The sequence below is a fragment of the Streptomyces sp. APSN-46.1 genome, assembly GCF_022815725.1.
Taxonomy (GTDB): Bacteria; Actinomycetota; Actinomycetes; order Streptomycetales; family Streptomycetaceae; genus Streptomyces.
Map to the genome: position 1 here is coordinate 400255 of NZ_JALGRF010000003.1, position 23343 is coordinate 423597.

Sequence of the window (23343 nt, forward strand, 5' to 3'; positions counted from 1 at the left end):
GGACTCCCGGGTGGTCATCGGGCGCCCGGCGCGAGGAACGGCAGGCCGGGACCACGATCACTCAGCGCCGCCTCCACCGCGAGGAGGACGCCGGCCGTACCCGTCGCCAGGTCGGCCGACAGCCGCAGGCTGTGGTCGCCAAGGAAGGCCAGGTGGCCTTCGCAGCGCACCGCGTGCCAGCCGAGTGCGTCGAGGTGCCGGTCCACGGCTTCCTCGGTGGCGGCGGACTCGTCGTGCAGGTGCCGCAGGGCCAGCAAGGCGCCCGCCCTGCCGTGAAAGAGGCCGGAGTTGAGCATGAAGGACGGGGCGGCCACCTCCCGCAGCGCGTCCCGTGCGCCGGTGAACTCCGGGTCGGGCAGGTGGCGTGCCACCTCGTGCACCACCAGGGCCAGGCCGACGCCCCCGAAGGCCAGGAAGGGGACCTTCCACGGGGCGTCGCCGGAGCCGTCACCGGTCTCGGAATAGCCCGCCTCCGCGAGGTCGTGCCGGAGCAACTTCCCCGCGAGGTGGAGGTACTTGGGGTCCTCGGTGGCTTCGTGCAGCCGGAGCATCAGCAGCGCCCCGCCCGCCGCGCCGCGCAGCAGCCCGGGCCGCGGCTTGCCCGCGACCCCGCCCGGCGCCTGGTCGGCGAGGAGGGCGGCGATCCGGGCTGCCTCGTCCGTCCGCCCGAAGTGCAGCTGGGTCAGGCCGATCCCGGCGAGCCCCCCGAAGAGGCTGTGGTCCACGTCCTCCAGCGGGGCCGCGGTGACCCGGTCGAGGACGGCGTGGGCCTCGTCGGTCCGGCCGAGCCGGTCCAGAGCGTACGCGATCCCGCTCAGCCCGTCGTAGAAGCCGGGCCGCATGCCGGGGGTGCGCCGGGCGGCGTCGGTCAGCCAGTCCAGGTGCTCGGCGGCGGGCTCGAAGCCCAGCTCGGCCAGCGTCCACAGCACCCCGGCCGCGCCGTGGCCGAAGGTGGCCCCGCCGCCGGGGAGGGAGAACTGCTCGACGTCCCCGGGGAACAGCCGGTCCTCGCGGTGCGGGGTGGCACTGGCCAGCAGGTCGTCGGCGAGGGTGCGCCGCAGTGCGGGCCAGCTCGCCCGGGTGGGCGCCGTCCACAGCGGGAGCGGGTCCGTCTCGGCGACGTGGCCGGGGTACGGGGCCGGGCCGAGGTCGCGCCGGATCCGCGCGGCGAAGTCGTCGGGCACCGGGAAGCGGTCGGTGACCAGGTCGATCAGCTGGTCCACCTTGGCCGGGGACCAGGTGGCCATGACCGTCAGCGGCACGAACACGCCCAGCCCGACGCAGGCGAGCGCGTACCGGTCGACGGCGGTACCCGTGTATCCGGCGGGGGCGCGGAAGCCGGGGGCGCCGATGGCCTGCGCGGACTCGTCGCCGACCGGGGTCGCGGTCTCCAGGTCGATGAAGGCGACGGTGTCGTCGGGGCGGACCAGGATGTTGTTCGGGTGGAGGTCGCCGAAGACGACCCCCTTGGCGTGCATGGCCTCCACGCCCCGCTCCACCTGGTCCAGGATCTTCAGCGCCCAGTCCGTGTAAGCGGCGTACGCAGCCGCGGCTTCGGGGGTGTGGTCGTCGTTGACGAGCGGGTTGCGGCTGAGGAGTTCCCGGGCGAGCGGCTTGCCCGCCACGTACTCCCGGGCCAGGAACCAGTGTTCGTGGCCCTTGCGGTAGTCCACGACCGCCGGAATGCAGTCCAGGCCGGACAGCCGCTCCAGCGCCCAGTGCTCGCGCTCCAGCCGGGCCACGGCGTCGGCGCCGTCCTCGTCGAGCCCGGCCAGCGGGCGGGCCTCCTTCAGCAGGACGGAGCCGCCGGTGCGGGTGTCGGTCGCCTCGTAGACGCCGCCGCCGTTGGAGAAGTGCAGGGCCTTCGTGGCCCGGAACGGGAAGTCCCGCAGGGTGGCGGCGTTGCGCGCGACGAGCGCCTCGCCCAGGCAGTCGGGCAGGCTCACCCAGGACGGGGGCCGGAAGGAGGGCCCGCGCACGTCGGGCACCAGGCGGCCCTCGGGGTCCTCGACGCAGTGCACCAGTTCGCCGGTCTCGGAGCGGCCCAGGCGGGAGACGAAGCCCCCGTAGCGCACGTACAGCGGGCCGGAGCGCCAGCGCAGGTCGCTGAGGATGGTCGGGCCCCGCTCGCCGTCGAGGAGGTCCCCGAGGCGGGTGAGGATCCGTTCCAGCTGCGCTTCGTCGGTGGGGTAGACGGTGAAGAACTTGCCGCTGTTGCCCCGCTCCCCGTACTTGCTGTTGCGCTGCTTGAGGATGCCGGCGCTGCGGATGAACTTGAAGGTGACCCGCTCGGCGACGCAGAAGTCCCAGACCAGGTCGAGGATCCTGGCCGCGTTGTCGAGGGTGGCCGACACATGGATCTTCCAGCCCTGGCCGGGCAGCCGCGTGTCCGGCGGGGTCATCAGCAGCCAGTGCGTGTTGTCGGTGCGGGTCCAGCCCTCCGGGAGGGGGCCCGTCACCGCGGGGAACGCGGTGGCGTCCGCGGCGGCGGTGGCCGGTACGTCGTAGAACGGATTGCCGGGCTGGCAGTAGTTCAGGTAGCGAAGATCCATGGTGCGCTCCGTTCGTGACAGGGGAAGCAGGGGGGAGGGGGGAGGGGCCCGAGACCGCTTGGGGGAGGCGGCGGCCTACCGGCGCCAGAGCGGGGTGACGTACTTCGTGTACAGCCACTCGCCCAGCGGGAGGCTGCCGAGGTCGAGCTGGGCCGCTCCGGCGCGGTCGGCGGGGACCTGGCCGATGGTCAGCGGGTAGCCGACGACGGGCAGTTCCAGCGGCGTGGCGGCCACCGGCAGGAAGGCCGACAGGGGGGCCGTCGTCTCGGTGCGGGTCAGCGCGGCGACGGTCGCGGTGCCGGTCTGCTCGCGGGTCATCACCCCGGCCCGGTAGAGCCGGACGGTGGCGCCCTCACGGACCGCGGAGAGGTCGGCGGTGCTCGGCAGGACCAGTTCGACGCGGCCCCGGTCCTGGGCGAGGTACCCGGCGGCGACGGTGTACGGCAGCTTGACGAAGGCCAGCGCGGCCCCGGCCGCCGCGGTGAGCAGCACGGCCGCGGCGGCCGTCCGCCACAGGGGTGCCCCGGCGGTGCGGCCCTCGGTGACGAGGCGGGTGAAGCCGAGACCGAGGCGGTAGACGAGGTAGCAGACGGCCATCAGGACGGTGCTGGTGCCGATGGCGCCGAGCCGCTGGAGCAGGTCGGACCACAGGGTCAGGGCGCCGGCGATGACGTAGAGGGGGAAGGCCATGCAGGCCAGTCCGAAGGCCACCGCCCAGGGCCGGCCGGGCAGTTCGCGGGTGTAGCGGCCGCCGAAGAGGATCTTGGCGAGGAAGCGGCGGGCGTCGGTCATGGCGCGGTCGCGCAGGTGCGGGACGTCGAGGTGGCTCATGAGCGCGATGTAGCCGTCGAGCTTCACGAACGGCAGCAGGTTGACGATGCCGCTGGTGTAGGTGGCGATGGCGAAGACGAGCACGGCGTCGCGCAGGTCCGAGGGGCGCAGGAACAGAGCGGTCAGGGCCGCGGCCCCGGCGATCACGGTCTGGGTGGCGATGCCGGCCAGGGCGACCTTGACGCGCATTTCCTTGCGGGAGAGCCGCCAGCCGTCGGAGACGTCGCAGAAGAAGGCGGGCGACATGTAGAAGAGCATCACGCCCATCCGGCTGGGGCGTCCGCCGTAGTACGTGAGGACCGCGCCGTGGCCGACCTCGTGGACGGCGGTGGTGGCGAGCACCCCGATCAGGACGCCGAAGTAGGCGGAGAAGGGGAGCGGCCGGCCGAGCGCGGCATCGACGTCGGGGGCCAGGAGGGCCAGGGCGAGGACGCCGCCGAGGACGAACAGGGCGGCGACGGCGGCCGCGGTGCGACCGGCGAGCAGGTTGACGACCGGCGCGAGGCGGGCCAGCAGCCGCTCCGGGCGCAGCACCGTGAACTGGAGGGTCATCGGCGGGACGAACCGGAACCAGGGCTTCGGCGTTCGGCGGGCTTGCCGTCGTCGAGGACCTTGGTCTCGGCGAGCTTGTGCACGGCGGTGCTGACGTGATGCGCGGTCCACGGCGGTCCGAGGACCTCGGCGAGACCGGTGTGGTCGAGGGAGCCGTCCATCGCCCGCACCAGGCGCGCCATGTCGGGCTGGAGGCGGAAGTGCTGGTGGTGGCCGCGCTGGAGGACCCAGGGGGCGCCGGTCTCCAGGGGCGCGTGGATCTCGACGTTGGGGGCGATGCGCGGGCGTTCCAGGAGCGCGGGGTCCCAGTCGGCGGTGGCGGCCGGCTTGGGGGCCGTCTTGGTGGACATGTCTGGATCACGCCTTAGATGACGTCGCGGGAGAGCAGCAGCTGGCGGGCGGCGGTCCCGGCGGCGGCGAGCCAGCCGGCGAGGACCAGGAGCGCGAGCGGTACGGAGAGCAGCTCGGGCTTGCCGTCGAGGTAGACGGGCCTCATGGCGATGGTGGGGAGGTACGCGGCCACCTGCGGGGCGAGTGCCTGTAGGCCCGGCTCGACGAGGAGGGTGAGCGCCATGACGGTGACGACGGTGGCGAGCTGGCTGCGGATGATCCAGCCGAGGAGCGCGCCCCAGGGGGCGGCGAGCGCGTTGACGGCCAGGACGCCGAGCACGATGCGGGTGGTGTGGCCGGTCCAGTCGGCGCTGTAGCCGAAGTGGGCGGGCAGCAGGAAGGCGCAGAGGACGGCGAGGCCGACGGCCAGGAGGCCGTTGAGTACGCCGACGGCGGTGGCGACCAGGGCCTTGGCGGACAGCAGCCGCAGCCGGCCGCCGCTGAGCAGGACCGAGCGGGCGATGGCGCCGGAGTGGTACTCGCGGGTGACGAGGATGCCGCCGAACACGGCGGACATCAGGAAGGTCATCATCCAGGCCTGCGCCATGTCGTCGGTGACGGCGGAGGCGGTGGTGCTGCCGAGGGCGATGGACTCGTCGCCCGTGGAGGCGTAGCCGAAGCAGGTGAGGAGGGACATGAAGATCCCGGCGGAGGCGAGCACCAGCCAGGTCCGGCCGGTCCAGGCCTTCATCCACTCGCCGGAGATGACGTTACGCATGGGTGAGCCTTTCGGTGCGCGGGCGCGGGCGCGGGCTGGTGTCGGCGCCGGTCTCGGCGCCGGTCTCGGCGTCCTCGTCCACCAGCGCGAAGAAGCGGTCCTCCAGGCGTTCGGCGCCGTCGGAGGTGAGCTCGGCGAGGGAGCCCGCGAAGTGCAGGGTGCGCTGGATGATCACCACGTCGTCCACGGTCTGCTCGACCTCGGACAGCAGGTGGCTGGAGACCAGGACGGTCCGGCCCTCGGCGGCCAGGGCGCGCAGGGTGTCGCGCAGCCAGCGGATGCCGTCCGGGTCGAGGCCGTTGGCCGGCTCGTCCAGGATCAGCAGTTCGGGGTCGGCGAGCAGCGCGGTGGCCAGGGCCAGGCGCTGGCGCATGCCGGTGGAGTAGCCCTTGGCGGAACGGTCGGCGCTGTCGGTGAGTCCGACGCGGTGCAGTACCTCGTCGACGCGGGCGTTCGACACGCCCAGGGTGCGGGCCCAGATCCGCAGGTCGCGGCGGCCGGAGGCGCCCGGGGTGGGGCCGATGCCGTCCATGCAGACCCCGATCCGGCGGGCGGCGTCGGGGAGTTCGGTGTACGGGTGGCCGAAGACGGTGGCGGTACCGGCCGTCGGGCGGACCAGCCCGAGCAGCATCCGCAGGGACGTCGACTTGCCGGCGCCGTTGCGGCCGAGGAGGCCCGTCACCCGGCCGGGACGGACCTCGAAGCTCAGGTCCCGCACGGCGGTGAACGGGCCGAAGTCCTTGGTCAGGCCGGTGGCGCGGACGACACCCGCGGCACTCATCGCTTGTCCGCGCGGGCGTTGGCGCCGAGGCGGGCGACGCAGCCGAGCAGGCCGAGGCCGAGGACTGCCATGACGGCCACTTGCGCGGCCCCGGACAACTGCGCGCCGGCGACGGCGAGTGCCAGCGCGAGCAGCGCGGCGGTCGTCCCCAGCTGGCCGTTCGACCCCTTGCGGGAATGGTTCTTCGGCATGGTGTCTCCCTCTTCCTTCAGCTCTGTGCGTGTCGTGCGTGATCCGGCGTTCGTGATCCGGCCAGGGGCCCGCGGCGGTGGCTGTACGCCACCGCCACGGGACCAAGTCACCCTGGGAGACCGGGGGTCCGGTCGGCTACCGGAGCGATCAGGTGGCGAGCGTGGCGCTCGCCACGGCGACACCGCTGATGACCAGGCCCTGCTTGAAACCGGACCAGAAGCCCGGGGCCTCCATGGCCTCCAGCTCCTGCATGCCCAGCTCCAGACCGGGGGTGGGGATCTCCTGCTTCAGAACGTCCTGCATGGTGTGCTCCTGTTGCTGTAGTGGTTGATCGGGGCTTCTCAGGTGCGGGCTTCTCAGGTGGCGATGAGGGCCGCGGAGCCGACGTAGCTGCCGTAGGCCGCCGCGGAGGCGACCACGACACCGGCGCCGACACCGATACCCGTCCACCAGCCCGGAGCCTCCATGGCTTCGAGCTCCTGCATGCCCAGCTCAAGGGCGGGGAAGGCGTCCAGCGCGAGGTTGTCCTGCATGGTGTGCTCCTGTTTCCGTGTGGATTGATCGGAGGGTGTGTTCTTTCGACCGCACCGCGCGGCGGGTGCCTGCGGGTGCGGAAGCTTGGGGTGGGGGCAGCGTCAGGCCGCGGCCTCGTACAGCAGCCCGTACACGTCGTCGGTCCGCAGGCCGCCGAGCATCGGCAGCCCGGCGCCCCAGGCGCGGACCGTGCGGCCCGCGATGGCGGCGAGCCGGTCCGGGCCCGCGGTGATCGTCCGGCCGATCCGCCAGGAGTCGACCAGGGCCTCGATGCCCGCCGCCGGGTCCAGGGGCAGGGTGTCCGGGTCGGTGGCCCGTAGCAGCGACCACATCCGCTCCAGCCGTACGGCCGACCCGAGACGGCTCTCGCCGGCCGCGATGGCCCGCCACAGGTGCGGCAGGATCGCGGCGACCGCGGTCATCTTGCGCACGCCGAGGGCGGAGGACAGCTCGTTGGCGATGAGCCAGCCCTTGACCGCGTACAGATCGCGGCCCAGGTGCGCCCACTCGGCGTGGCTGAGCCCGCTGAGCTTCGCGATCTCCAGCCGCAGCCGGTCGTCGGTGGGCCGGCCCGCGCACCGCGCGTCGCGCACCTCGTGACCCAGCACCACCAGCCGCCGCGCGATGGTCTCCACCAGCGCGTCCTCGGTGGGCAGGTCCCCGTGGTCGCCCACGTAGGGGCTGACCACACGGAACAGTGCCTCCAGGACTCCCTCGGCGATCAGTTCGTCGTCGAGGGTGCCGGTCGCGACCGGGTCCAGGACGGCCGCCGTGGGCCGCAGTGCGGTGCCCATGACGAGCCGCTTGCCCTGCCCCGGGTAGCTGAGGCAGGCGACCCCGCTGAACTCGGTGCCGGTACCGACCGTGGTGGGGACGGCGACCAGCGGGAGTCCTCGGGCGGTGCCGGGTCCGAGGACCAGCAGCCCACTGCGCTGCGGCACCGTGAGGCGGGCGTACGCGTCGGGGTTGGCGCGGAGCAGGGTGGCCAGCTTGGCCTGGTCGAGGAGGGAGCCGCCGCCGATCCCGACGACGAGCTCGGTGCCCGCCAGCCGGTCGGCGAGTTCGGCGACCGTCCGCAGGTCTCCGGCACCGGACAGTTCCAGCACCCGCGTCCGGTACCGCTCCCCGTCGAGGAGGGCGCGGACCCTGGCGGTCACCGGGGCGGAGGCGACGGCTTCGTCCACGAGGACGGTCACCTTCCGCTCGGCGCGGCCGGTGAACCAGGGGCCCAGGCTGTCGCAGCCGATCAGCTGCTGGGCCGGGGCGTGCCAGCCGGCGCTCACGCGCGGACCTCCGTCGGCCGGTCGGCGGCCCGGTCGGCGGCCCGGTCGGCGGCCCGGTCGGCGGCCCGCGCCAGGTGGATCTCCAGCCCGGCGGTGACGCGGGCCAGCAGTTCGGCGAGGTCGCTGTCGGTGTAGGTGAGGGCGGGGATGAGCTGCACCCCGTTCACCCCGGGGTGGACGATGGCGCCGGCCTCCCGGATCGCCTGGACCAGGGCGTGCACCTCGCCCTGCGGGAACGGTGTCCCGTCGGGTGCGCACAGCCGCACGGAGCGGAAGCAGCCCAGTCCGGTGGTCGCCGCCACCCGGGGATGCCCGGCGACGAGCGCGGCCAGTTCGGTGTCGAGGCGGGCCGACAGCCGCTGCCCCATGGCGACCGCGTCCAGCCTGCGCATCTCGTCGATGGTGGCGAGGATCGCCGCGCAGGTGACCGGGGTCCCGGCCTGGGTCTCTCCGTGGGTGAGCAACGCGCCGGCCTCGTTGAAGGCCGCCGCCACCTGGCGGGAGGCGATCACGACGGCCGCCGCGCTGGTGCCGTTGGTGAGTCCCTTGGACGAGACGAGCAGGTCGGGCTGTTCGGCCCACCGCTGGGAGGCGAAGAGGCTGCCGGTACGGCCGAAACCGGTGGCGACCTCGTCGGCGACCAGCAGGAAGCCGTGCTCCCGGCGCAGCCGCAGCAGCTCCCCGAGGTACTCCTCGGTGAGCGGTACGGCGCCGCTGCCGAGCACCGGCTCCACGACGACGGCCGCGATCTGGCCGCCCTGGCGGGCCATGAGCGCGCCCAGCTCGGCCGGGTCGTTGGGGGCGACGTGCCGGACGAGGCGCTGGTCGACCCCGTAGAGCTGCTGGCCGAGGTCGTCGCCCGTCAGGCCGAAGCTGCCGTAGGTCAGGCCGTGGTAGCTGCCGCGCAGTCCGACGACTACCTTGCGCTGGGGCTGTTCGCGGAGCGCGTGGTACTGCCGGGCGACCTTCATGACCAGGTCGTTGGCGGCGCCGCCGGAGGTGGAGAACAGCACGCGGCCGTAGTGGGCGGGGCCGCACAGGTCGATCAGGGCCCGCGCCGCCCGGCGGGCGTAGACGTTCTCGTAGCGGAAGACGCTGAGGTACGAGGCTTCGAGGAGGGCGTCGGCGGCGGCGCGGGCGATCCGCTGGTTTCCGTAGCCGAGGTTGGTGTTCCACAACCCGCTGGAGCCGTCGAGCAGTTCGCGGCCGTCTGCGAACGTGACCCGTACGCCCTGGGCGGAGACCGCGCAGAGGTCGTCGCGGCCCTGGTCCCGCGGTGCGGTCAGCGAGGGCCACAGCGGGTGGCCGACCGGGTCGGCGGACGTCGTGTCGCTCACCGGGTCACCTCCGTTTCCAGCAGTACGTCGTGGTGGCGCTCGCCCACGGCGGGCAGCGGGTGGCGGGACAGGACCGAGAAGCCGGCGGCGGCCAGTTCGGCCTCCAGGAGTGCGGCGGGCAGCACGCCGATGGTGGTGGTGCAGACCTCGACCGGGCCGTCCTCGCCGATCACGGCGGGGAAGAGCGTGACGGTGCGGCTGCCGGACTCCGGGGTCCAGTGTTCGAAGAGGCGGTAGGCGCGTCCGCTGTCGGTCGCGATCTCCATCTCGGCCTCGTCCGGACCGGCGTCGGCGGTGTTCATGTCCACCGTCGAGAGCAGGAACCGGCCGCCTGGCGCCAGGTGTTCGCGCACCGCCCGATACAGGCCCACGCGGCCCTCGGCATCGAGCAGCGAGATCGTGGTGGTGCCCAGCACGATCACACCGAACCGCCGGCCGAGCGCGAAGTCGCTCATGTCGGCCCGTACGGGCACGCAGCGCTCACGCAGCGCGGGCGGCGCCTCCGCCAGCCGCTCGGCTAGCAACTCCAGCATGTACGGGGACAGTTCCAGCGCGGTGACTTCGCGGCCCAGCGCCAGGAGCGGCAGCGTCAGGCGTCCGGAACCGGCCGCCAGGTCGAGGACCGGGCCCGGGACTCGGCGGACCAGGCCGAGCAGCTCGCGCACCTCGTGGGTGCCGGTGCCCGCGAGGTCGTGGTACACCGAGGCACCCACCGCGTCGTACAGGTCGCACAGGACTCCGCGCTCCCCGAGCGAGGCCAGCAGCTCGCCGGCCCGCCCCGGGACGGCGGCGGGGTCCGGAACCCGGCTCGCGGGAACAGCGGGGTCCGTCGTCAAAGTCGTCGTCATCGTCGTCATGGCCGTCAGTTCCCCGCCGTGACGAGGTCGTCGGCGCGCGTCGGGGTGCGTGTTTCACGTGAAACACCCACTCCCTTCGGCGACGCCTCGGCCGCGCACAGCGCGATCCCGGCGTCCGCGAAGGACGCGGCGACCCGCTCCAGCCCGTCCCGGTCGGCGTGGGCGGAAGCCGCCGCCACCGAACCGGACACCAGGAGCGCCTCCGCGAGGGCTCCGGTGACCGGGTCGAGCCGGAAGGTCCGCCCGCCCACGGGGTCGTGGACGTAGACCGTCTCCCCGGACCACAGCAGCAGCGGCAGCAGCGCGTCGGCGGCGTCCGCGGTGGCGTCGGTGGCGTCGGTGGACAGGGAGGCCGCGGCGGCACCCAGCCGGCCGCCGAATCCGGAGACCTTCACGTTGATCACACCGCGGGCCCGCAGGTCGCGGATCGCGCCGACGGCCGCGAGGTAGCGCCCCAGCCAGGGGCGTTCCGCCGTCGGGCGCTGTCCGGCGGCGGCGTCCAGCAGCAGCCACCGCGTCTCCAGCTGCTCCAGGGTGTCCTCGCCGAGCACGCCCAGGCGGGGGCCGCCCGGTGCGGTGGAGAGGATCCCGTCCTGGTCGGCGTACAGCCGGCGGCGCGGGCCGTCACCGGCCGTGGCGGCACCGAGGGCCGGCAGGTCGGCGAGCTGGATGACGGGGTTGGTGAGGAAGTCGGGGAAGACTCCCGTCTGCCGCGCCTGGTCGGCGTCGGCGAGGTAGGCGTCGAGATCCATGGCGTCGGCGACGCGGATCAGCGTGGGGCCGACGACCGACATGTAGGCGCTGATGCCGTAGTTCTGGATCTGGAGGTAGAAGTCGGAGCCGAGGGAGCATTCGGCGCCGGGCTCGCTCAGCGAACCCTCGTAGCCGGCGATGACGGGCCCTGCCGGGTCGTCCGTACCCTCCACATGACCGGGCACGAACACCACGGAACGCGTGCCGACGAGATCCGAGCCGAGCAGCGCGGGCAGGTGGGCCGGGTTCTCCAGAACGACTGTCGCGGCCCCCGTCGCGAAGTGGTCCGCGACGGGCCTTCCCGTACCCCAGAGCATCAGATGCCGTTTGATTCCCGCCATGGCTCCCCCTTATTTCCGAAAATGTCGATGCCCGCGTTGAACGCGATGAGCACGTTGAAGTGAAGCTCTAGGCCAGAGCGGCCAGGATGGTCTTGAGTTCGTCCGTGGCCGCCTGCGGGCCGTGGAGATGGGCCACGCCGGTGACATTGAGGACGATCTCGTCGACGCCCGCGTCCTCGTACTCCTTCAGCTGCGCCACGAGTTCCCCGAGGTCGCCGCTGAGGAATCCGCGGCCCTCGACCAGTGCGCGGGCGTCCGATTCCCGGTCCGTGCCGGTGATTCCGATCCCGGACTTGCGCAGCATGTCGATGTAGTGCGGCAGTCCCAGGTGCACGGCGTTGCTGGCGAGCGCCATCTCACCGGGTGTCCGGTCGGTACGGCTCAGTGCCAGCGGCACCATCGCCGTCAGCCGGGGTACGGGCCGGCCGGCCTTCGCCGCGCCTTCACGCAGTGCGGGCAGCACGGTGTCCCGCAGGTACGCGGCCGGTGTCAGCCAGGTGATCGCCACGTCGGCGACCTCACCGGCGAGCCGGGCCATCGCCGGGCGCAGCACGCCGAGCCCGAGCTCCACCGGAGGCGAGGGGAACGGCACGAGCGCCGCGTCGCAGGAGACGTACTCGCCCGCCATCCGGACCGTCTCACCGGCCAGCAGGCCCCGTACGGCCGTCAGGTACTCGCGGGCCGCGGTCAGCGGACTGCGGTACGGGGCTCCGAGCAGCCCCCGCTGGAGCGACGGGGCCCCGGGCCCGAAGCCGGCGACCACCGGCTGCCCGGTGGCCAGGGCCAGCGAGCGGGCCTGGAGGGCGGCCTCGTAGGGGTGGCGCAATGGCATCAGCGTCACCCCCAGCCCGGTCGGGACCCGGAAGCCGGCGCCCGCCGCGTGGACGAAGCCGTGGTGCGGTTCCACCATCAGGGACTGTCCCTGCCAGAGCCGCTGGGCGTGGGTCCAGTGCACGAGGCCGGCGTAGGGGAGGACTTGTTCCGGCCGGCGCGGCAGGAACGGAATGAGAACCGAATGGGCGGTGGTCATGGTGGCGTGCTCCCCTCTCCTTCGTCTTGCCTTCGTCGTCCGTCGCTCAGATCCAGTCGAAGGTCTCGCGCCGGTCGACGACCGGCTCCTTGCCCGGCTTGCCGATGCCGCCGAAGCCCGGAATCCCGTCGGGCCGCCGGCTCGGCTCGAACACGTCGGTGCAGTCGCCTTCCACGAAGTCCACGAGGGAGAGCACACAGCGCGCCCGGTCCGCCGCCGAGGGCGAGCCGGAGACCGAGCCGGAGACCGTAGTCCGGGCCGAGGCCGTCACCGTGTCCTGGACCGGCGGGTGGATGAACGGGCCACCGAGCGTGAGACCGGCAGCGACCGCGAACCCCGCGGTGGCGGAAATGATTCGTGCCCGCCTGGTGAACGTGTTCTCCATGGTGCTTCCCCCTGTGTGGATCATCGTTGTTCCGACAAGGAGAAGACTGCCGACCGGATGCCTCCCGTTCGAGGCATTAAGGGCGCAGCTTCCTGCGCCCGTTCGTGCAGCAAGCTGCACGGCCTCCGCCCCGGGGGCCCCGCACCGGCTTATCGGGCGACTCGTCAGCCGGTGTCTGGATTCGTATGATCAGCGCACCGTGCTGACCACACGGGGCACCATCAAGTAGGGGGAACCATGCGAGCAGGAAGCCTCACGCACTTGGGGATGACAGCCGAGGACGAGGACCTGTACCGATGCCTGCTCCGCCTCTCCGAGGCCACGCCCGCCGACCTGTCCGACCACCTCGGCTGGCCGCTGTCTCATGTGGAGGAATGGCTGGCACGACTGGAGTCGGTGGAACTGACGGCCCTGGCCGATAACGGATGCATCCGGCCCGCCCCGCCCGCGATCGCCGTACAGCGGCTGATCGATCTGCGGCTGCGGGAGCTGCGCGAGGAGTTGCAGCGGGTGGCCGCCGAGCAGCGGGTCGTCGAATCGCTGCTCGCGGAGCGCCACGCGGTGCGTCCGGTGGCGGGCGAGATGTCGGAGCGGCCGGCCATCGAGCGGGTGGAGGGCACCCCCAACGTCCGGGCGGTGATCGACGAGCTGACGTTCTTCACCCGGCAGGAGGGGCTGACCACCCAGCCGCACGGCGCGCTCAGCGCGGCCAGCATCGAGGCGTCCCGGCCGCTGGACGCCCGGATCCTGCGGCGCGGCATACAGATGCGCACGATCATGCGGTCGGAGGCCGTGGAGGACGGCCCGACCCTCGCCTACCTCCAGGAGATCTCGGCGATGGGGGCGGAGATCCGGATCTCGGACAAGCCGCTGGAGCGGATGCTCGTCTTCGACCGGGCCGCCGCGCTGACCCCGATCGACCCGCAGAACCCCCGCCTGGGCGCGCTGGTGATCCGGGAGGCGGGGCTGGTAGCCAATCTGGTCTCGCTGTTCGAGCGGATGTGGTCGGACTCCGTCGACCTGCGCGAGGCGGTCGCGGCCCGCCAGGGCGCGGGCGCCACGCTGACCGAGATCGAACGCAAGGTGCTGGCCACCATGTACGAGGCGGAGAAGGACGAGAGCGGGGCCCGTGAGGTGGGTGTCTCCGTCCGCACCTACCGCAAGTACGTGGCGGACCTCATGCAGCGCCTGGGGGCGACGAACCGCTTCCAGGCCGCACTGCTGGCCCGCGACCACGGCTGGATCTAAGACTGGATCCGCCATTCACCAGAGGGTGAGCTGCGGTTGCGGCAGGGGCGGTGACCGGGCTTTCCGGCGGCGCCACACACGGGGCGTGTCTCATCCGGGGTCGCTCGGTGCCGCTGCCCGGCCGTTCGGTTTCGGGCTCTGCGCCCCCTTCTCCCTCACACCTTTGGCCCGCGCTTGAGTTTCTACGCCGCATTCGGGACGCTGAAGCACAACGGCGACTCCGACAAGACGAGGCAGGCCACATGACGACCGCCTGGGGCCCTCCATCCGGCGCTGCCCGCATGCCGCAGCCCGCCAGCACCCCCGAAGGTCTGCGCGCCGCCCTCGCGCTCCTCGCCCCCGAGACACTGGCGACATTCGACGCAGAGCGCGCCGCCGCCCTCCAGCAGGCCCGGGCGCAGGTCAGCGCTGCGCCGATGCGCCGCTTCGTCGGCCAATGGGCCGTCTACGTCGCCGTCGAACGCCACCCGGAGCGCGCCGCACGACTCCACGAACTCGAAGCACGCGTCACTCAGGCCGCCGACCTCTCCGAGGCCCGCGCCATCGCCGCCGAGATCGGCCGCATCATCGACACCGCGTGCGCCGAAGCCGGAATCGAGCGCGGACAGGGCGCGGCGTGAGCGACGAGGAACTGTGGCGCTGGGAGTACGACCCCGATGCCGAGCACGTCATCTCCGGCCTACCCCAGCACGTCATCCATGAAGTCGAGCGGCTCTCCGGCGAACTGGTCGCCCTCGCCGAGGTCGGCGTCGACATCTCCGACATCGGCGCCGGACCCAGCCACGGTGGCCCTGGAGGTCTGCGCCGCATCCCACTGCTGACCGACGGCTGGTTCTACGCCCTCCCCGTACCCCGCATGAAACTCATCGCAATCATCCGGGTCATCCCGCCCTTCGCCGACCTGTGAGCTTGCGACCCGCAAGACCACACCCCAACGGGCAGGCGGGGTTCATCGCAGGGTGAGTGGGGTCTCGGATTCGATGCGGGAGAGTTTTTCCGGGTTGCGGACGTAGTAGAGGCCGGTGACCGCGGGCGTTCTCGACGCGGATCGCCATGATGCCGTCGATCTCGCCGTCCAGGTGTACGAGGAGTGCCGGGTTGCCGTTGACGACGGTGGGAGCGACGATGATCGGGCGTTTGTTCTTGCCGAGACCGCCGACCATGAAGCGGGCCACCTTCTCGGCGCCGGTGATCGGCCGCAGCGCGGCCTGCTTGATGCCGCCGCCGTCGCTCACCAGGACGACGTCCGGGGCGAGCACGTCGAGGAGGTCCTGCGGGTTCCCGGTTTCGAGTACGCGCCGGAAGGACTCCAGAGCCGCCCGGGTCTCGCCGGCGGAGACCGCCTGGCGAGGGCGGCGGGCATCGACGTGCCGGCGGGCCCGGTGGGCGATCTGCCGGACGGCCGCGGGGCTCTTGTCGACGGCGGCCGCAATCTCGTCGTAGCCGACGTCGAAGACCTCGCGCAGCACGAAGACGGCGCGCTCGGTCGGCGACAGGGTTTCGAGGACGAGCATCATCGCCATCGACACGCTCTCGGCGAGCTCGACGTCCTCGGCCACGTCCGGCGCGGTGAGCATCGGCTCGGGCAGCCAGGGGCCGACGTACGCCTCCTTGCGGCGACTCATCGTGCGCAGCCGGTTGAGCGATTGCCGGGTCGCGATCCGGACCAGGTAGGCGCGCTGGTCGCTCACCTGCGCCACATCGACCTTGACCCATCGCAGCCAGGTTTCCTGGAGGACGTCTTCGGCGTCGGCCGCCGATCCGAGCATCTCGTAGGCGACGGTGAAGAGCAGGTTGCGGTGGGCGACGAACATCTCGGTCGCCGGGTGGTTGGTGGCGTGGCCGCTCATACGCCAGCTGCCAGGGGATGCCCTTGCAAATGAGCTCCTTGACCTTCGCGCCCGGGAGGCCGCCGAGGTAGTACCTCTTGGCGGTGTCATCCCTGTGGGTCAGCTGAAGGACGCCGGCGCGGCGGCCCAGGCTGATGCACTGGCTGACGAATGCCACGTCGAGGGGAGTGGGCCGCTCACCGTTGATCCGGCTGAGCACGGTCTCGGCGGCCTGCGGGCCCAGTTGGACCGCGGCCTGGCAGCTCATCCGGAACGGCAGGTCCGACGGCGCCGCCGAATCCCCGGCCGCGACGATGCGTACGTCGTCCACGCTGGTCAGCGTCTCGTCCGTGAGCAGGCGGCCCAAGGTGTCGGTGCTCAGCCCGCTGCGCGCGGCCAGGTCCGGCACGCCGAACCCGGCGGTCCAGATGGTCACCATGCTCGGCAGCTCGCGTCCCCTCGCCGCACACCAGGGTCACGGTGCGGCCCGCCTCCGCCAGCTCGGCGGCGGTCTCGATGCCGGTCGTACCGGCTCCGACCACCGTCACCGCGGCCGTCGCCGGCGCGGCGTCGATGACCGGGCGCAGCCGCCGCACCTCCTCCAGAGTCGCGATCAGGTAGGCGAACTCGGCCGCTCCGGGCACAGCCCACCGCGTAGATCAGGTAGTCGTAGCCGACCGTGCCGCCGCTCGCCAGCGTCACGCCGCGCTCGGCCGCGTCGATCCGTGTCACGGTGTCGACCACCAGAGCGATGCCCTCGGCCAGGACCTTCCGGTAGTCGATGACCGCGTCGTGGGACCCGCCCACCAGTTGGTGCGGGCGGACCCGCTCGACGAAGGTCGGGCGCGGGTTGATCAGAGTCACCGTCACGTCGTCACGCTGCGTCAGGCGATTGGCCGCCATGACTCCGGCGTATCACGCGTCGCCCTCGTCCTCCCCCTCGTCCTCGTTCCGGACCGGCATGAACGCGATGCATTCCACGTCGATCTGGTCGGCGAGCTCCATCAGCACACCGGCCAGGCCCAGCGTGGTCCCCGGATCGAGTTCGATTTCGCCCTCGGACACCGAGCGCAGCCACCCCGACGCGAGATGCCGCAGCAGAGCGGTGACCTCGTCGGCGGGGATCAGCAACCGGCCGCCCGGCAGAGAGATCAGGGGCACTGACGCGTTCACGGCGACATCTCCTTCACTCCGCCGGATGGCCGGTCATCACCTCGTGGACTCGCCGGGCCATGGCTCCTCCTGTTGCCGGAAGCGGCTCCTGCCGGGCGTCTACCCGCCCCGGCGAGCGGTAAGCGCCTCCGTCAGGCGGCTGAGTCGGCGGTCTGCTCCGACCGGGGGTGCCATTCCGCGAGGAGGATCGTCGCGTCGTCCCTGAGGTGACCGTGATGGTGGTCGAGGATGCCGCGTACCAGTCGGCGCAGGGCTTCGGGGGCCGCCTCGCCGGCGGCTGTCGCACGGACGACGGTGTCGATCAGCCGCTCCTCCCCGAACTGCTCGCCGGTGTCCGAGCGTGCTTCGGTGACGCCGTCGGTGTGGATGAGGATCCGGTCGCCGGGCTCCAGCTGGGCGTGATGGATGACGTTCGGTACGCGCGGCGCGTGATGGGGGTTGATGCCGAGCGGGAGTTGCGCGTCGCGTCGGAGGGCGTCGGCCACCACATGGTGGCGGCGGATCAGAAGCGGTGCCGGATGGCCGCAGTTGACCCAGCTGAGGTCTCCCGTTTCCACGTCGAGGTCGGCGAAGATCGCGGTGAGCAGCCGCTCGGGCAGCCACTCGTTCAAGGCCTCGTCCACCGTCGCGGTGATGTCCGTGAGGTCGCCTCCGGAGCGCCGCGTGGAGCGGCAGCCGGCCAGCGCCACGGCCGCGCACAGCCCTGAGGCGAGGTCGTGTCCCATGGCATCGACGACGGTCACGTGCAGGCTACGGGCGGTGAGGCTGTGGTCGAACGCGTCGCCGCCGATCTCGTAGGCGGGCTCCAGCACCGCGCTGGAGGTGACGCTGCGCGTGCCGATGGTCCGCGGCGGCATGAACGCCCAGGCCATTTCGGCCTGGAGGGTCATGGGCTGTGTGCGGATGCTGCGCAGGAGCATGTCACTGAAGCCGGCTTTCGACATGACGACCTTGGCGACCAGCGCCGCGAGGCTCTGGCACTGCTCCAATGTGGTGGCGTCCATGGCCGGCGCGATGAGCCGCAGGACACCGATGCGCTCGGCGCCGTCCACCAGTGGAACCCACATCACCAGCTCGGACCCGGACGCCAGCTCCGTGGCCCCGGTCCGGTACGCCCAGCCGGCGAGGGTGCCGTCCACCGCCAGACCCGCCGCTTCACCGCCGACGGCGCCGGGGGCGGGCACGCCCGCACGGACTCCGGCGAGGGGGGTGAGCCTCATCTGCTGGAGATCCGCCAGGTAGATCACCGCGTCGAGCAGCCCCAGCTTCCGCGTGGTGTCCCGCACCAGGTCGGGCAGCTCACCGGGGGTGGCCCGCTGGGAGACGTCCAGCAGCGAACTCAGCAGGTCTGAGAATTCCTCACCGTCCACGACGGTCACCGCCTGTCACCGTCCATCACCGCTGGCAGCGGTCCCGGCGGCCACCGAGTTCGCCACGGTTCTCCTCACCAGTCAAGCACTCCGCGCCCACAATGACGCCGCCTTCAGCACCTCCGTTTGCGGACACGGCCTGCAAACGGAGCGGGGCCGGCCCGCAGGCCAGCCCCGGCTCCGCCGGTTTACTTCGCGTCCTACTTCATGTCCTTCTTCATGTCCTTGCCGTGCAGCTTGACCTTGCGCCGCTTGGACTCTCCTGTCTTGGGGATGCGCACGGTGAGGATGCCCTCGCTCAGATCCGCGTCGACGTGCTCGCTGTCGGCTCCGGCCGGCATGCTCGTGCAGTAGTAGAACTTCCCGGACCGGCGGCTGAGAACCTTGCCGCGCTGCTCCTCGCTGATCTCACCGCTGATGCACAACTCGTTCGCGTCGATCTCGATGTCGACGTTCTCCCCGGGCACGCCCGGCAGCTCCATGCGGACGACGTAGGCGTCTTCGGTATCTTCCTCCTCGGCGAGGGGCGCCCACCGCCCGTCACCTCGTGGAACAAATACCGCCCCCGCGTCGGATCGGCAACGTCATGACCAGCGCCTCCTGATGCTGTGATGGCCGGGAGGCGAGTGCAGCAGACCACCTCCCATTTCTGGCACCTTTCCGCTCAAACCATCACCAAACCCCACGTCAGAGTTCGGCGAGTCGGCGGGCGGCCGCGGTCAGAGAACGGCCGCGCGGGGCATCGGCCCACGGGTTCTCCTTCAGGAGCCCGTCCACGTCGGTGAGGGTCCAACGGCGCGCGTCCAACTCCGGGTCATCGAGGTCGTCCCAGCTCAACGGGGCTGCGACGGGGGCGCCCGGCCGGGCCCGGACGGCGTAGGGCGCGACGGCGGTCTGCGCGTACGCGTTGCGCTGGGCGTCCAGGTAGAGCCGGCCCCGGCGGGCCTGCTTGCGCGGCGCCGTGGTGAGGCGGTCGGGATGCCGGGCGGCCAGGACCTCGGCGAGGTCGCGGGCGAAGGCGCGTACCTCGTCGAAGGACGCGCGCCGGTCCAGCGGCACGACGACGTGGACGCCGCGCGAGCCGGTGGTCATCGGCAGCGACGGCAGCTCCAGCTCGTCCAGCAGCCCGTGCAGGCTCCGCGCCGCGTCCCGTACGGGCGCGAAGTCCTCAGCCGGCGGATCGAGGTCGAAGACGAGCCGGTCCGGGTGATCGGGGCGGTCGGCCTTGGAGAGCCAGCGGTGCGGAGTGACGCATCCCTGGTCGGCGAGGTAGAGGAGGGTGGCGGTGTCGTCGCAGAGGACGTGGGTGACGGTGCCGCCCTCCTTCGGCAGCTCGGCCCGGTGGATCCAGTCCGGGAAGTGGTCCGGGATCTCCTTCTGGAAGAAGCCCTCGCCGTCGATGCCGTCCGGATGGCGCTCCAGCATGAGCGGCCGGTCCCGCAGGTGGGGCAGCATCGGGCGGGCCACCGTGCGGTAGTAGGCGACGAGGTCGGCCTTGGTGATGCCGTCGTCCGGGAACAGCACCTTCTCCGGACGGCTGACCTCGATGGTGTGCCCGCTCGCCCGTACGGTCTCTTGCGTGGTCATCGTTACCTCCGGCCGGTGCGTGGTCATCGTTACCTCCCGGCGGGCCGTTCGCGGATCACCTCGCGGGCCGGCTTGTCGTCGCGCAGCCCCAGGTAGCGGGGGTGGCGGAGCATGCCCGCGGTGGTCCATTCCGTGAAGCCGATCTGGGCGACGAGCTCCGGCCGTACCCAGTGCGCGGCTCGTTCCCGCACGTCGTCGTGGAAGGGTGCGCGCTCCCGCGCGAGGCGGTCGAGCTGTTCGCGCAGCCTCCGCAGGGTGGAAGTGTCGTATCCGGTACCGACCTTGCCGGCGTAGCGCAGCCGACCGTCCTCGTCGTAGTAGCCGAGCAGGAGGGCGCCGAAGCCGATCCGGCTGCCGGCGGGTTCGGTGAAGCCGCCGATCACGAACTCCTGGCCGCCCGAGCACTTGAGCTTGAGCCAGTCGGTGGAGCGCCGGTGGACGTACCTGGCATCCGCGCGCTTGGCGATGAGGCCCTCCCAGCCGCGAGCGCACGCCTGGTCCAGCAGGTCGTGGCCGTTGTGGTTGCGGTGCGGGGTGAAGCGCAGGGGCGGGCGGAAGGTGAGGACGTCGCGCAGCAGGGCCTTGCGGGTGCGCAGCGGCAGGCGCGTGGTGTCTTGGCCTTCCAGGCGCAGCAGGTCGAAGACGTAGTAGGTGACGGCGACCCGGCTGGCCCGGACGGCAAGCGGGGCGGTGAGCTGGCTGCGCTGCTGGAGGAGCGCGAAGTCGGTGCGGCCGTCGCGCAGGGCGACCATCTCCCCGTCGATGGCGAAGTCCCGGCAGTCCTGGGCGGCGAGGGCGTCGGCGACCTCCGGATACGTCGCGTTCAGCAGTTTGCCGCCGCGGGAGAGCAGGCGTACGTGGTCCTCGTGGCGTTGGGCGGTGACCCGTACGCCGTCCAGTTTCCGTTCGAAGACCCAGCCGTCGTCGAAGTCGCGGCGCTCGCTCAGTACGGCCAGCATCGGGGCGCCCGGCGCGGGCGGTGCCCGGCGGAGCGCGCCCCGCTGCCGCTCGGGCAGCCGGTCCAGGAGGCCGCTCACGACGGTCCGCCGCCGCCCGCCTCGGCCACCTGTCGGAGGGTGCGCCTGGAGCGCGTCGAACGGGCCAGCCAGGGATCCGGCGTGCCCTTCGCGGAGGCGCGGTCGTCAGCGTGCTTGACCAGCAGCCAGGACTCGCGCCCGTCGCCGGCGCCGTCGTCGTCGTCGTCGGCGGTGCGGAAGCGGGTGAGGGAGTAGCCGCCGTGCAGTTTGCGGCCGTCCAGCCAGAAGGAGGCGTGGCCGTCCGCGAGCGCCTCGGCGAACGGGATCTCCGTACCGCCCCGGCCGGTCGACAGGTTGCGGTACGTGCCCTCGACCCAGATGATCACGCTGCCGGCGCCGTACTCGCCCTCGGCGATGACGCCCTCGAACTCCCGGTATTCGAGCGGATGGTCCTCGGTGGGCATGGCCAGCCGCTTGTCGTGCGGGTCGCTGGACGGGCCCTTCGGTACCGCCCAGGACTTCAGTACGCCGTCCACCTCCAGCCGGAAGTCGAAGTGCAGGGCGGTCGCGTCGTGGATCTGCACCACGAACGAGGGCCGGTCCTCCGGCTCACGGGCGGTGCCGGTGCCGGTGCCCTTGCTGGTGCCGGTGCCCTTGGGCTCCTTGGTCTTCGAGAAGTCACGCCGGCGCCGGTACTCCGCGAGACCGTTCTCGGGGGTCATGGCCACCTACCTCCAGGATGCGCGTGGGGCGCCGCCCCTCACGTGACCGGTTCCGGCGCCGGCACGGGCCCGGGAAGGGGCCCCGGCTGGGGGTGCGGCTCGGGCCGCGGCGCCGGCGGCGGCTGGGGATCGGGTTCCGGCTGCGGTGGTGCCGGGGGCACCGGATCCGGCCCGCCCGGCGCGGGGACCGGGCCCGGCACCGGCCCGGGCTGCGGACCGGGGCCCGGGCCGGGCGCCGGAGTGGGGCTGGGCGGTACGGGGTCGTTCGGTGGCGTACCCATCTCCCCCGCGCCGTCCTGAAGGGGCGGCGGCTGTGGTGGTTCGGGCGCCGGCTCCGGGTCCGGGGCGGGCCTGGGGGCGGGTCGCGGCGTCTGGGGATCACTGGGCCGGGGGTGCGTGGGAGGCGGCGGATGCGGAACCGAGGGATCCCCCGGGAAGGGATGGGTAGGCGGCGGACCGGGCTTCGGACGGGTCATGGTGCGCTCCGGTTGTTCATCAGGGGACCGGCGGCGGGGCCGGTCCCGCACGGTGGTCAGGCCCGGTGGTCAGGCACAGTGGTCAGGCCCGGTCGGTGGTGTCCTTGTCGCCGGTCGTGCCCGCGCGGACGACGACGACCGGGCAGGACGCGTGCGTCGCGCACTGGTGGCTGACCGAGCCCAGCAGCAGGCGGGCGAAACCGCCCCGGCCCCTGCTGCCCACGACCAGCAGCTCGGCGCCGGCCGATGCCGCGATCAGTGCGTCCGCCGCGCCGCCCCGCACCAGATGCTGCTCCAGCGGCACCTCGCCGACCTGGCGGAGCACGTTCTGGATCTCATCGTTCATGGCCAGTCTGGCCTGCGTCTCGTCGAACTCGGCGTCCACCGCCGGAGCGGACCAGCCCACCGCTCCGGGCAGCTCGAAGGCCGCCACGGCGTCCACCGTCGCCGCGATGGACCGTGCGTACCGCACCGCCCACCGGAGCGCCTCGTACGAGGCGGGCGACCCGTCGACACCCACCACCACTCGGGGAGTGCGACCACTGGTATCCATGCCCTGCGCCTACCCGGGTCGCGGAGCCGTAGACGCGACGGCCAGGACGAAGAGCCGCCTGTGTGAGGAGCCCCCGACGGGGTAGGCGCATCAGGCAACCCACGTCACGGAAGTGTCAGCGAGGGACACCATGGACGGCCCCGAGCTCTCCAAGCAGGAGCGCATGATCCTCAACGACATAGAAGGCGACCTGCGGGCCGACCGACGACTCGACCGCAGGCTCCGCACGCTGCGCCGCGGGATCAGGCCGTGGACCGGCTCCTGGCGCAGCGCGCTCACTCACCGCCTGGGCCTGTGCACGTGCCTGCTCGCCATCGCCAGTACGGCGCTCTTCGTACGAGCCGTAGCGACGGCCGCACCGGTCGTGCTCTGGCTCTTCGCCGGCCTGTGGGTCCTCACCGCGACCTGCCTGCTCCTGCTGCTGTGCCGTTGGGGCCGCGACAGGTTCAGTGCTCGGAGTAGCTGAAGTCGCCCACGGTCCAGGCGCTGACATCCTCGATCGCCACGCGGTACATCCCGCCCGTCTCCGGGATGCCCACCATGCCTTGCAGGATCCGGGCGACGTGGAAGTGCAGGTGCGTGGACGGTCCGTCGCCGCGTGCGGAACCGGTGAAGACGGCGGCGAACTCGCCCAGGCGAGCGGAATCCGTCAGGACCTCCGACACCCGCTGGCGCCACACGGCTTCGGGGGCCAGCCTGCCGGTGATGACACCCCCACCGGTGACCACGGTCAAGGACATCTGGGTGCTCTGTCCGGACTCGACCAGGTCGGCGATGTCCACGAGCAGCTCGTCATGGTTCGACATGAGACCCGAGTCTATTCATCGGCGCGTGGCTAAGGTGATCACGCGAGACGTCGCGGGCTCAGGAGG

General features: G+C 72.3%; 25 protein-coding genes and 3 pseudogenes. 4 read left to right on the forward strand and 24 right to left on the reverse strand.

Annotation, left to right across the window (positions count from 1 at the left end; translation table 11 throughout):
- Positions 1–14: 14 nt before the first annotated feature.
- The 14 genes from lanKC to MTF65_RS14210 all read right to left on the reverse strand — a co-directional run bounded on the left by lanKC (position 15) and on the right by MTF65_RS14210 (position 12536).
- Positions 15–2552, reverse strand: coding sequence for a class III lanthionine synthetase LanKC (lanKC, locus tag MTF65_RS14145; RefSeq protein WP_243629016.1), 2538 nt, complete (start codon positions 2550–2552; stop codon positions 15–17).
- A gap of 75 nt (positions 2553–2627) precedes the next feature.
- Entirely contained in the window at positions 2628–3935 is a 1308-nt protein-coding gene (gene mpaP, locus MTF65_RS14150; protein WP_243629017.1) for a daptide biosynthesis intramembrane metalloprotease, read from the reverse strand.
- A complete protein-coding gene (locus tag MTF65_RS14155) occupies positions 3932–4285 on the reverse strand; it encodes a hypothetical protein (RefSeq protein ID WP_243629018.1) in 354 nt (117 codons plus the stop codon). The genes mpaP and MTF65_RS14155 overlap by 4 nt, the downstream gene beginning before the upstream one ends.
- Before the next feature lie 14 nt (positions 4286–4299).
- A complete protein-coding gene (locus tag MTF65_RS14160) occupies positions 4300–5043 on the reverse strand; it encodes an ABC transporter permease (RefSeq protein WP_243629019.1) in 744 nt (247 codons plus the stop codon).
- Positions 5036–5824: an ABC transporter ATP-binding protein gene (locus MTF65_RS14165; RefSeq protein ID WP_243629020.1), complete on the reverse strand. Its 789-nt coding sequence runs from the start codon at positions 5822–5824 to the stop codon at positions 5036–5038. Before MTF65_RS14165 ends, MTF65_RS14160 begins: the two co-directional genes overlap by 8 nt.
- Positions 5821–6015: a hypothetical protein gene (locus tag MTF65_RS14170; RefSeq protein WP_243629021.1), complete on the reverse strand. Its 195-nt coding sequence runs from the start codon at positions 6013–6015 to the stop codon at positions 5821–5823. Before MTF65_RS14170 ends, MTF65_RS14165 begins: the two co-directional genes overlap by 4 nt.
- 148 nt (positions 6016–6163) lie before the next feature.
- Positions 6164–6319: a daptide-type RiPP gene (locus MTF65_RS14175; protein ID WP_243629022.1), complete on the reverse strand. Its 156-nt coding sequence runs from the start codon at positions 6317–6319 to the stop codon at positions 6164–6166.
- Positions 6320–6372: 53 nt separating this feature from the next.
- Complete coding sequence (locus tag MTF65_RS14180) at positions 6373–6549, reverse strand: daptide-type RiPP (RefSeq protein ID WP_243629023.1); 177 nt, start codon at positions 6547–6549, stop codon at positions 6373–6375.
- A gap of 102 nt (positions 6550–6651) precedes the next feature.
- Entirely contained in the window at positions 6652–7833 is a 1182-nt protein-coding gene (gene mpaC / locus MTF65_RS14185) for a daptide-type RiPP biosynthesis dehydogenase (RefSeq protein ID WP_243629024.1), read from the reverse strand.
- Positions 7830–9170, reverse strand: coding sequence for a daptide-type RiPP biosynthesis aminotransferase (gene mpaD, locus MTF65_RS14190; protein WP_243629025.1), 1341 nt, complete (start codon positions 9168–9170; stop codon positions 7830–7832). The genes mpaC and mpaD overlap by 4 nt, the downstream gene beginning before the upstream one ends.
- On the reverse strand, positions 9167–10027 hold the full coding sequence (gene mpaM, locus MTF65_RS14195; protein WP_279399029.1) for a daptide-type RiPP biosynthesis methyltransferase: 861 nt from the start codon (positions 10025–10027) through the stop codon (positions 9167–9169). Before mpaM ends, mpaD begins: the two co-directional genes overlap by 4 nt.
- A gap of 5 nt (positions 10028–10032) precedes the next feature.
- Entirely contained in the window at positions 10033–11121 is a 1089-nt protein-coding gene (gene mpaB / locus MTF65_RS14200; RefSeq protein ID WP_243629026.1) for a daptide biosynthesis RiPP recognition protein, read from the reverse strand.
- 67 nt (positions 11122–11188) lie between these two features.
- The gene (locus MTF65_RS14205; RefSeq protein ID WP_243629027.1) at positions 11189–12151 is read right to left on the reverse strand and encodes an LLM class flavin-dependent oxidoreductase; all 963 of its coding nucleotides are present in this window, start codon (positions 12149–12151) and stop codon (positions 11189–11191) included.
- A gap of 46 nt (positions 12152–12197) precedes the next feature.
- Complete coding sequence (locus MTF65_RS14210) at positions 12198–12536, reverse strand: hypothetical protein (protein ID WP_243629028.1); 339 nt, start codon at positions 12534–12536, stop codon at positions 12198–12200.
- A 267-nt stretch (positions 12537–12803) separates the two neighbouring features.
- On the opposite strand from MTF65_RS14210, the gene MTF65_RS14215 reads away from it, so the two are divergent.
- The 3 genes from MTF65_RS14215 (at position 12804) to MTF65_RS14225 (ending at position 14691) form a co-directional block, all read left to right on the forward strand.
- Positions 12804–13784, forward strand: coding sequence for a LuxR C-terminal-related transcriptional regulator (locus MTF65_RS14215; protein WP_243629029.1), 981 nt, complete (start codon positions 12804–12806; stop codon positions 13782–13784).
- Positions 13785–14065: 281 nt separating this feature from the next.
- The gene (locus MTF65_RS14220; protein ID WP_243629030.1) at positions 14066–14404 is read left to right on the forward strand and encodes a DUF6247 family protein; all 339 of its coding nucleotides are present in this window, start codon (positions 14066–14068) and stop codon (positions 14402–14404) included.
- Positions 14401–14691, forward strand: coding sequence for a hypothetical protein (locus MTF65_RS14225; protein WP_243629031.1), 291 nt, complete (start codon positions 14401–14403; stop codon positions 14689–14691). The genes MTF65_RS14220 and MTF65_RS14225 overlap by 4 nt, the downstream gene beginning before the upstream one ends.
- 42 nt (positions 14692–14733) lie before the next feature.
- On the opposite strand, the pseudogene MTF65_RS14230 reads toward MTF65_RS14225, so the two are convergent.
- The 9 genes and pseudogenes from MTF65_RS14230 to MTF65_RS14270 form a co-directional block, all read right to left on the reverse strand.
- A pseudogene (locus MTF65_RS14230) lies at positions 14734–15634 on the reverse strand (RNA polymerase sigma-70 factor).
- A gap of 176 nt (positions 15635–15810) precedes the next feature.
- Positions 15811–16516, reverse strand: a pseudogene (locus MTF65_RS14235) (FAD-dependent oxidoreductase).
- A 12-nt stretch (positions 16517–16528) separates the two neighbouring features.
- The gene (locus MTF65_RS14240) at positions 16529–16786 is read right to left on the reverse strand and encodes a DUF6213 family protein (RefSeq protein WP_243629032.1); all 258 of its coding nucleotides are present in this window, start codon (positions 16784–16786) and stop codon (positions 16529–16531) included.
- A 131-nt stretch (positions 16787–16917) separates the two neighbouring features.
- The gene (locus MTF65_RS14245) at positions 16918–18165 is read right to left on the reverse strand and encodes a PP2C family protein-serine/threonine phosphatase (protein WP_243629033.1); all 1248 of its coding nucleotides are present in this window, start codon (positions 18163–18165) and stop codon (positions 16918–16920) included.
- 191 nt (positions 18166–18356) lie between these two features.
- Positions 18357–18659, reverse strand: a pseudogene (locus MTF65_RS14250) (Hsp20/alpha crystallin family protein); the annotation flags it as partial.
- Between the two features lie 184 nt (positions 18660–18843).
- Positions 18844–19743 carry a non-homologous end-joining DNA ligase gene (gene ligD / locus MTF65_RS14255; RefSeq protein ID WP_243629035.1) on the reverse strand — a complete coding sequence of 300 codons (900 nt, stop codon included), beginning with the start codon at positions 19741–19743 and terminating at the stop codon, positions 18844–18846.
- A 29-nt stretch (positions 19744–19772) separates the two neighbouring features.
- Positions 19773–20780 (reverse strand): non-homologous end-joining DNA ligase, encoded by a 1008-nt coding sequence (gene ligD, locus MTF65_RS14260; RefSeq protein ID WP_243629036.1) that lies wholly within the window; start codon positions 20778–20780, stop codon positions 19773–19775.
- A complete protein-coding gene (locus MTF65_RS14265) occupies positions 20777–21442 on the reverse strand; it encodes a DNA polymerase ligase N-terminal domain-containing protein (RefSeq protein ID WP_243629037.1) in 666 nt (221 codons plus the stop codon). The genes ligD (MTF65_RS14260) and MTF65_RS14265 overlap by 4 nt, the downstream gene beginning before the upstream one ends.
- Positions 21443–22000: 558 nt before the next feature.
- On the reverse strand, positions 22001–22471 hold the full coding sequence (locus MTF65_RS14270; protein ID WP_243629038.1) for a universal stress protein: 471 nt from the start codon (positions 22469–22471) through the stop codon (positions 22001–22003).
- 112 nt (positions 22472–22583) lie between these two features.
- Between MTF65_RS14270 and MTF65_RS14275 the strand changes: the two genes are divergently transcribed.
- A complete protein-coding gene (locus MTF65_RS14275) occupies positions 22584–22937 on the forward strand; it encodes a DUF3040 domain-containing protein (RefSeq protein ID WP_243629039.1) in 354 nt (117 codons plus the stop codon).
- Here MTF65_RS14275 and MTF65_RS14280 read toward each other — a convergent pair.
- Positions 22918–23277 (reverse strand): hypothetical protein, encoded by a 360-nt coding sequence (locus MTF65_RS14280; RefSeq protein WP_243629040.1) that lies wholly within the window; start codon positions 23275–23277, stop codon positions 22918–22920. The genes MTF65_RS14275 and MTF65_RS14280 overlap by 20 nt on opposite strands.
- Positions 23278–23343: the final 66 nt, after the last annotated feature.

Excerpts from the sequence above, each read along its gene's own strand:
- MTF65_RS14155 (WP_243629018.1), bottom strand. The coding sequence starts at position 4,285 with ATGTCCACCAAGACGGCCCCCAAGCCGGCCGCCACCGCCGACTGGGAC.
- mpaP (WP_243629017.1), bottom strand. The coding sequence starts at position 3,935 with ATGACCCTCCAGTTCACGGTGCTGCGCCCGGAGCGGCTGCTGGCCCGC.
- MTF65_RS14220 (WP_243629030.1), top strand. The coding sequence starts at position 14,066 with ATGCCGCAGCCCGCCAGCACCCCCGAAGGTCTGCGCGCCGCCCTCGCG.
- mpaM (WP_279399029.1), bottom strand. The coding sequence starts at position 10,027 with ATGACGACGATGACGACGACTTTGACGACGGACCCCGCTGTTCCCGCG.
- lanKC (WP_243629016.1), bottom strand. The coding sequence starts at position 2,552 with ATGGATCTTCGCTACCTGAACTACTGCCAGCCCGGCAATCCGTTCTAC.
- MTF65_RS14270 (WP_243629038.1), bottom strand. The coding sequence starts at position 22,471 with ATGGATACCAGTGGTCGCACTCCCCGAGTGGTGGTGGGTGTCGACGGG.
- MTF65_RS14280 (WP_243629040.1), bottom strand. The coding sequence starts at position 23,277 with ATGTCGAACCATGACGAGCTGCTCGTGGACATCGCCGACCTGGTCGAG.
- ligD (WP_243629035.1), bottom strand. The coding sequence starts at position 19,743 with ATGACCACGCAAGAGACCGTACGGGCGAGCGGGCACACCATCGAGGTC.
- MTF65_RS14175 (WP_243629022.1), bottom strand. The coding sequence starts at position 6,319 with ATGCAGGACGTTCTGAAGCAGGAGATCCCCACCCCCGGTCTGGAGCTG.
- mpaB (WP_243629026.1), bottom strand. The coding sequence starts at position 11,121 with ATGGCGGGAATCAAACGGCATCTGATGCTCTGGGGTACGGGAAGGCCC.
- MTF65_RS14165 (WP_243629020.1), bottom strand. The coding sequence starts at position 5,824 with ATGAGTGCCGCGGGTGTCGTCCGCGCCACCGGCCTGACCAAGGACTTC.
- MTF65_RS14180 (WP_243629023.1), bottom strand. The coding sequence starts at position 6,549 with ATGCAGGACAACCTCGCGCTGGACGCCTTCCCCGCCCTTGAGCTGGGC.
- MTF65_RS14215 (WP_243629029.1), top strand. The coding sequence starts at position 12,804 with ATGACAGCCGAGGACGAGGACCTGTACCGATGCCTGCTCCGCCTCTCC.
- MTF65_RS14170 (WP_243629021.1), bottom strand. The coding sequence starts at position 6,015 with ATGCCGAAGAACCATTCCCGCAAGGGGTCGAACGGCCAGCTGGGGACG.
- MTF65_RS14205 (WP_243629027.1), bottom strand. The coding sequence starts at position 12,151 with ATGACCACCGCCCATTCGGTTCTCATTCCGTTCCTGCCGCGCCGGCCG.
- MTF65_RS14210 (WP_243629028.1), bottom strand. The coding sequence starts at position 12,536 with ATGGAGAACACGTTCACCAGGCGGGCACGAATCATTTCCGCCACCGCG.
- MTF65_RS14160 (WP_243629019.1), bottom strand. The coding sequence starts at position 5,043 with ATGCGTAACGTCATCTCCGGCGAGTGGATGAAGGCCTGGACCGGCCGG.
- MTF65_RS14265 (WP_243629037.1), bottom strand. The coding sequence starts at position 21,442 with ATGACCCCCGAGAACGGTCTCGCGGAGTACCGGCGCCGGCGTGACTTC.